Origin of the sequence: Azonexus sp., from assembly GCF_036170495.1 — a bacterium.
In the GTDB taxonomy this organism is placed as follows: Bacteria; Pseudomonadota; Gammaproteobacteria; order Burkholderiales; family Rhodocyclaceae; genus Azonexus.
Window position 1 is genome coordinate 2,055 of the sequence record NZ_JAVHPH010000456.1, and the last position, 6,370, is coordinate 8,424.

General features: G+C 62.0%; 7 protein-coding genes. 1 reads left to right on the forward strand and 6 read right to left on the reverse strand.

Features of this window, described 5'->3' with window-relative positions; translation table 11 throughout:
• The 6 genes from ADADOO_RS16405 to fabI form a co-directional block, all read right to left on the reverse strand.
• Positions 1-671: ribonucleotide reductase barrel domain-containing protein (locus ADADOO_RS16405; protein WP_511278584.1), on the reverse strand; the 671-nt coding region annotated here is incomplete at its 3' end.
• Between the two features lie 209 nt (positions 672-880).
• Entirely contained in the window at positions 881-2,062 is a 1,182-nt protein-coding gene (locus tag ADADOO_RS16410) for an acetate/propionate family kinase (protein WP_511278585.1), read from the reverse strand.
• Positions 2,063-3,481 carry a bifunctional enoyl-CoA hydratase/phosphate acetyltransferase gene (locus tag ADADOO_RS16415; RefSeq protein WP_511278586.1) on the reverse strand — a complete coding sequence of 473 codons (1,419 nt, stop codon included), beginning with the start codon at positions 3,479-3,481 and terminating at the stop codon, positions 2,063-2,065. It lies immediately after the preceding gene.
• A gap of 21 nt (positions 3,482-3,502) precedes the next feature.
• Positions 3,503-3,991 (reverse strand): hypothetical protein, encoded by a 489-nt coding sequence (locus ADADOO_RS16420; RefSeq protein ID WP_511278587.1) that lies wholly within the window; start codon positions 3,989-3,991, stop codon positions 3,503-3,505.
• Entirely contained in the window at positions 3,988-4,563 is a 576-nt protein-coding gene (locus ADADOO_RS16425) for a hypothetical protein (RefSeq protein WP_511278588.1), read from the reverse strand. The genes ADADOO_RS16420 and ADADOO_RS16425 overlap by 4 nt, the downstream gene beginning before the upstream one ends.
• Positions 4,564-4,664: 101 nt before the next feature.
• Positions 4,665-5,474 (reverse strand): enoyl-ACP reductase FabI, encoded by an 810-nt coding sequence (fabI, locus tag ADADOO_RS16430; protein WP_511278589.1) that lies wholly within the window; start codon positions 5,472-5,474, stop codon positions 4,665-4,667.
• 222 nt (positions 5,475-5,696) lie between these two features.
• Between fabI and ADADOO_RS16435 the strand changes: the two genes are divergently transcribed.
• On the forward strand, positions 5,697-6,370 hold a 674-nt coding region (locus tag ADADOO_RS16435; protein WP_511278590.1), incomplete at its 3' end, for an NADH-quinone oxidoreductase subunit NuoE family protein.

Consider the following 6,370-nt stretch of genomic DNA (forward strand, 5'->3'; position numbering starts at 1 on the left):
ACGGCTTCCATGAACGGGTCGGTGACGCCGATCGAGATGTTGAAATTGGAGAGGTCGCCCTTGTCCTTGGCGTGGATGAAGACTTCGATATCCGGATGGTCGCAGCGCAGCACGCCCATCTGGGCGCCGCGGCGGGCGCCGGCGGACTCGACGGTCTCGCACGAGCGGTCGAAGACGCGCATGTACGACACCGGGCCGGAAGCACGCGACTGGGTGCCCTTGACGCGGGCGCCTTGCGGTCGGATCGACGAGAAATCGTAGCCGACGCCGCCACCGCGCCGCATCGTTTCGGCCGCCTGGGCCAGCGCCGTGTAGATGCCGGGACGGCCATCGGTGTTTTCGACGATGGAGTCGCCAACCGGCTGCACGAAGCAGTTGATCAGCGTTGCCTGGAGGTCGGTGCCGGCAGCGGAATTGATCCGGCCAGCCGGAATGAAACCGTTTTCCTGGGCCCACAGGAACTTCGCTTCCCAGTGGGCCTGATCTGCTTCCGGCTCAACCTGGGACAGCGCGTAGGCGACGCGACGGCGGACGTCATGGACGTTGGTTTCTTTGCCCTTGGCATACTTTTCGATGAGCACTTCGGCGGAAATTTCCTGTTCCGGCAGCGGTGCGAATTGCGGTGCTTCGGGAATGTCAGTCAGCGAAAGCTGTTCGGCGATTTTGCTCATCCAAGGCTCCTCTACAAAATTCGGATTTTATGGGTTGTTAATTTTCGAATGTTGCAAAGCTACTAGATATAGTGGGCGATGGCAATGTCTTGACTAGATGCGGTGTTTTGTGTGCCTGTGATTCGTGATGCTATCGGGGTAAAAAAAGCCAGAAAAAACAAAGCCCCGGCGGCTTTCGCTACCGGGGCTCATGAACAAAAATAAATTTTTCAGAGGGCGAGCAGGGTCTGCGCGTGGTGCGCCATCATCCATTCTTCATTGGTCGGAATGACCATTACGTCAACGCTACTGTTGCCGGCGCTGATCACGATGTCGTGACGCGCATTGGCCTCGGAATCGAGGCGGATGCCCAGCCATTCCGACTGCAGGCAGACGCGGCGGCGAACCTCCGCCGCGTGTTCGCCGATGCCGCCGGTGAACACCAGCGCGTCGATACCGCCGGCGGCGGCGGCCAGCGAGCCGAGTTCGCGGGCGATGCGGTAGCAGAACAGATCGACCGCTTCCTGGGCTTCCGGCTTGTCGCTGGCGAGCAGGGTACGCATGTCCTGGCTGATGCCGGAAACGCCGAGCAGGCCGGATTCCTTGTAGAGCATCCGGGTCATGTCCTTGACCGACAGGCCCTTGGTTTCCATCAGGTGCAGGATCACGCCGGGGTCGAGATTGCCGCAGCGCGTGCCCATGAGCAGGCCGTCGATGGTCGAGAAGCCGAGTGTTGTCGCCACGCCCTTGCGATTGACCATGGCGGCCATGCTGGCGCCGTTGCCGAGGTGCGCGACGACGACGCGGCCATTGGCCCGGTGCGAATGCTGGGGCAGGGCGCGGGCGATGAATTCATAGGACAGGCCATGGAAGCCGTAGCGCTTGATGCCTTCTGCGGTCAACGCACGGGGCAGGCCAAAAGCCTGGGCGACGTCGGGCTGGCTGCGGTGGAAGGCAGTGTCGAAACAGGCGACCTGCGGTACCGCCGGCAACAGGGCCTGCAGGGCGCGGATGCCGGCGACGTTGTGCGGCTCATGGAGCGGGGCGAGCGGGATGAAGCCGGTCAGATGTTCGAGGACCTGGGCATCGACGATGGTCGGCTGCGAGTAGAGGTCGCCGCCATGCACGACGCGGTGGCCGACGGCGACGATCCGCCAGCCCGATTGGGTGGCCTGGAACCACTTGAGCAGGGCGTCGAAAGCCTGGTCGTGGCTGACGTTTTCGCCCGGAATGGCGAGGTCGGCGATCTTCAGGCCGACCTTGTTCTTGGCGGCCATTTTTGTCGCCTTGGTGCCGATGCCGTCGATCTGGCCGGAGACTTCGGCCTCGGGGGAAATCGGGTGGGCGAGCGGAAAGAGGGCGAATTTGATGGAGGACGATCCAGCGTTGATCGTCAGAATGCCTTGCTTCATTTAAACGGTTCCAGTTTTGCGGTTGTGGTGGGCGATCAGTGCGGCGATAACGCACGATGCGGTGCGGGTTTCGGCCGAGTCGGCGCGGCTGGTCAGCACGATGGGCACCTTGGTGCCGAGTACGATACCGGCGGTCAGCGCGTTGGCCAGGTATTCAAGCTGTTTGGCGATCATGTTGCCGGATTCGAGATCGGGCACGACGAGGATTTCGGCGTGGCCGGCGACGGCCGACTTGATGCCCTTGGTCTTGGCGGCGATGATCGAAACGGCATTGTCGAAAGCCAGCGGGCCGTCGAGGATGCCGCCCTTGATCTGACCGCGGTCGGCCATTTTGCACAGGGCGGCGGCATCCAAAGTGGATTGAATTTTCGGGTTGACCGTCTCGACGGCCGAGAGGATCGCTACCTTGGGTTCGGGGATGCCGATGATGTGGGCCAGTTCGATGGCGTTGCGGATAATGTCGGCCTTGTCTTCCAGCGTCGGCGCGATATTGATGGCGGCGTCGGTGATCAGCAACGGGCGGTGGTAGGTCGGCACGTCCATGACAAAGACGTGGCTGATCCGCCGTGAGGTGCGCATACCGTTGGCGCGGGCGACGACTTCGCCCATCAGTTCGTCGGTATGCAGACTGCCCTTCATGAGCGCCTCGGCGTCGCCGGTGCGGACGAGCGAGACGGCCAGCGCGGCGGAATCGTGGCTGTGCGCGGCGTGCACGATGCGAATGCCGGAGAGGTCAAGGTTGAATTCCTCGGCGACGGCGCGAATCTTGTTTTCGGGGCCGACCAGGATCGGTTCGATGATGCCGGCCTGGAAAGCCATCACCGGGCCTTTCAGGGATTCGTGGTCGCACGGGTGGGCGACGGCTGTCGGGATCGGCTCCAGGCCTTTGACGCGTTCGAGTAGCTGGATGTAGCGCTCGTGTTTGTCGTCGATGTGGATCGCCGGCATATGCACTTCCTGCAGGCGGGAGACTTTCTCGGTCGGGGCCAGCACTTCGGCGGTGCCGCGCACCACCTGCAGGCCTTCCTGGTTGGTGCACACGCAGTCGAAATTGACGTGCTTGTTGTGATCGAATTTCTGCTTGGCGGTGACGGTGATGGTGATCGTGTCGCCGATCGTGACCGGGCGGGAGAAATGCAGTGCCTGATCAATCAGGATGGTGCCGGGGCCGGGAAACTGGGTGCCGAGAACGGTCGAGATCAGCGAACCGCTCCACATGCCGTGGGCGATGACTTCGCGGAACAGGCCGCTTTCGGAATAGCCTGGATCGACGACCGAAGGATTGATGTCGCCGGTCAGGATGGCGAACAACTTCACATCCTCGGGCATCAGGGTTCGGGTCAGGCTGGCCGAGTCGCCGACGCGGATTTCGTCGTAGGTCTTGTTGACCAGATAACGTTGCTCGCTGCTTTCATGCATGGTCATGCTCCTGGGAAAAGGTCAGGCCGGTCGCGGCCTGCTGCGCCGGTCGTGTGCCGCGTTGGCCGGCGGAATGTCGATGTCCAGTTCGGGGCGTAGCTGCGACAACTGATTGACGACCCACTGGTTGGCCTCGCCGGTGAATTCCCGCGAAATGAGCGGCGCACCGGTATAGGCTTCGATGAAAAGGGCGACGGCGGCCGAACGGCTGACGCCGTATTCGCAATGGACGAGCACCGAAACCGGATCCGCGGCGTTGTCCAGGTCCTCGACGAAGGTGGCGATCTGGCGGGCCATCCGGTAATCGAACAGGCCGGGCATCGGTGCCGGCAGGTAGTCGTCGGCCGGCAACGCATCGTAGAAAGCCAGGCGCAGGACGTGCTCGAACTGGGCGTGCAGGTTGGCTTCCGGGGTGCCCGGATCGGTAATCGAAATGACCGCCATAGACGGCCTGCCGATCAGCGATTCGGCCAGTTCGCGCGAGGCGAAATAGACTTTTCTGATGCTCATTCCATGAACACCGGGTCGGAGAAAACCAGCGTCCCGTCCTTGCGCATCATCAAATTGTCGGCCTTGATGAGGTCGGGCAGGGCGCCGTATTCGGTCGAAAAATCTTCCACCGCCTTGAGTGACGCCTTCAGCGCGTCGGTCCACCCCATGGGCGTGACGACAAGGTGATGCAAGGCGATGCGGCCCATGTCCTGGGCCAGGTTGCGCCACATCATGCAGGCGTCGAAATACGAGGAGGACAGCTTGGTCGCCACTTCGGCGGCGTCGCCGGCAACGGGCAGCGGGTAGAGCCGTTCGACTTCGACGACGTAAAACGGAAAGCCGCGGCTGGAGCGGCCAACCGTGCCGTGGTCGGCAAAGACGACCGGGAAGTGGGTGCCGGTCGGGCGGTCATCGGCGGTGTAGTAGGCGTAGTCGGTGGGCGATGACAGCACTTTGTAGACGCGCTCCTGGCCATCGACGGTGTCGGCTGCGAGGACGATGGTGCTTTCGCCCCGGCCGATTTCCTGACGCCCGTTGAGCAGCGGGTGATCCGGCACCGGGTCGGGGAGTAGTCCGTCAAGGTCAGGCATCTGATTCTCCGAATTCATTTCAAATTGGCGGAAACCTGCCCCGCCGATTTGAAATTTAGCCCTTTTTTCCGGTTGACCGTAGCAATCGCACCAAAACAGCCTCAGGCGACGATATGGGCGCCGGCGTCGACATAGATCGTCTGGCCGGTCATCCCGGACGAGCCGGCGGTGCACAGGAAGGCGGTCAGGGCGCCGACTTCGTCGATGGTCACGGTGCGGCCGAGTGGTGCCTTGTCCGCATCCGATTCGAGCAACTTGTCGAAGTGGGCGATGCCGGATGCGGCCCGGGTCATGATCGGGCCGGGCGATACGGCGAAGACGCGGATACCCTTGGGGCCGAGGTCGTAGGCCATGTAGCGGACAGCCGATTCGAGCGCCGCCTTGATGATGCCCATGACGCCGTAGTTGCGCACGACGCGCTCGGCGCCCAGGTAGGACATGGTGATCAGCGAGCCGCCGTGGGCCATCAGCGGTTCCAGCGCCTTGGCCATGCGCAGGAAGCTGTGGCACGAAATGTTCATGGCTGAATCGAAGCCGGCTTCCGAGGTGTCGATGACGCGGCCGTGCAGGTCGTCGCCGTTGCAGAAGGCCATCGAGTGGATGGCGAAGTCGAGTTCGCCGAATGCGTCGCCGCACTGCTTGATGGCGGCTTCCAGGCTGCCTGCCTCGGTGACGTCGAGCTTGAGAAAGAGCTTGGCGCCGAGCGCTTCAGCCAACGGCTGGGTGTATTTGGCGGTCTTGTCGTTCTGGTAGGTCAGGGCGATTTCGCCACCCAGGGCGCGAATCGCCTTGGCTACGGCGAAAGCGATCGACTTGTCGTTGGCGACGCCGGTAATCAAGCCTTTTTTGCCAGCCAGCGGCAGTAGCGCATGGGCGTGAGCGAGGGGGGATTGTTCGTCAATTGTGTTCATGCCGTTCTTCCTTGCAGAGTCGATCAGAGTGTATTGCGCCGCACCATGTGTCTTGGTACATCGCCAATTGATGGTGTTTGGTCTATGTTGCAACGCAGCACCATTGTTGCACATTCCGGTTTTTTGGCGTGTTACAAATACGCGGTTGTTGACCTCGGACAACAAACAGTAACGTTCCGGTGCTAGGCTTTTCATGTCATAGGCAATTTTCAGGAGATTGTCGTGGGATTCAATGAAATGCATGCCGAAGCGGTCACCGGTGTTGTCGACCGGGTGATTAACCGATATCGACGCGATCCGACCTGCATGCTGCAGATCCTGCGCGAAGTCCAGGAGGCTTGTGACTGGGTGCCGCCGGAAGCCATCGACCGCATGCAGGCCATGCTTGGCGTGCCGCGCACCAAAATCGAAGGCGTCGCCGGGTTTTATTCCTTCATTTATACCGAACCGCGCGGCAAATACCGGGTGTTGTTTTCCGACAACATCACCGACCGCATGCAGGGCAACCGGGCGCTCATGGAACGCCTGTGCAACAACCTCTGGGTCGAGCGCGGCAAGGTTTCCGAAGACGCCCTGGTCAGCGTCGGCAAGACGGCCTGTACCGGCCTGTGCGACCAGGGGCCGGGCATGCTGGTCAATAACTACGCGATTGGCGGCTTGAGCCTGGAGCGCATCGACGAAATCGCCGAACTGATCCGCAACAAGGTGCCGCTGACTGACTGGCCACCAGCCTATTTCAAGATCGAAGACAACATCCGGCGCGCCGATATTCTGCTCAACGCCGACTTCAAACCCGGCGCAGCCTTGCTCGCCGCCCGGGCGCGGGCGCCCAGCGACGGCCTCAACGCCTCGAACATGCGTTCCTGGCGCGAAGGCCTGCCGAGCGGCATCGGCGG